This is a genomic window from uncultured Shewanella sp., from assembly GCF_947491715.1.
GTDB lineage: Bacteria > Pseudomonadota > Gammaproteobacteria > Enterobacterales > Shewanellaceae > Shewanella.
Window position 1 is genome coordinate 1 of sequence record NZ_CANLKR010000111.1, and the last position, 563, is coordinate 563.

1 protein-coding gene is annotated in these 563 nt (G+C 41.2%); it reads right to left on the reverse strand.

Going from position 1 to position 563, the window contains the following annotated elements; all coding sequences use genetic code 11:
* Positions 1 to 5: 5 nt before the first annotated feature.
* A complete protein-coding gene (locus Q0779_RS23725; protein ID WP_298776731.1) occupies positions 6 to 515 on the reverse strand; it encodes a DUF4262 domain-containing protein in 510 nt (169 codons plus the stop codon).
* Between the last annotated feature and the right edge of the window lie 48 nt (positions 516 to 563).

The window sequence follows — 563 nt, forward strand, 5'->3', positions numbered from 1 at the left end:
CCGCCTTAATGGCTGATATCAATAACCCAAGGGGTAAAATAGTACTGATAACAGGCTTTATCGTAGCCCGGTTCGTTTGGGAATAACCCTTGATAATTTTGCCAAAGCACTTGTACCACTTCGGGGGAATACAGCTTTTGGTATTGTGGGTGTGTGCGATAAAAATCCATAGTATGGCTGAACATAGGCTCGCCGTTATAGATGACATTAAATTTTAATATGAAAGGTTTGCCACTGTCATATTCAATCAAATCATCTCTCGTTTGCAGGTTAACCCCATTTTTAAGCCAATCTTTTGCGATGCAGGACAAAATAATTTTATTGGTTTCTAAATCTCTGGATGAGATCAATAAATCCGGTAAACCATGGGCGCACATGCCAAAGGTCACAGTATGCTCGTCATTGGGATGACCGAAGCAAAGTCCATCTTGTTCTATGTATTCGATTGTTTGTTGATTAATGGTCGCTATGTCGACTTCTTCTCGCTCTGGTGTGTCACTGCCCCACTTTTCCATCGTCTATCCCTTTACGGCTGGTTCGCTGATTCTTAGCGTTAATAAATA

Bases quoted from the DNA above. Each gene is read 5' to 3' on its own strand.
- Q0779_RS23725 (WP_298776731.1), bottom strand. From the start codon at position 515: ATGGAAAAGTGGGGCAGTGACACACCAGAGCGAGAAGAAGTCGACATA.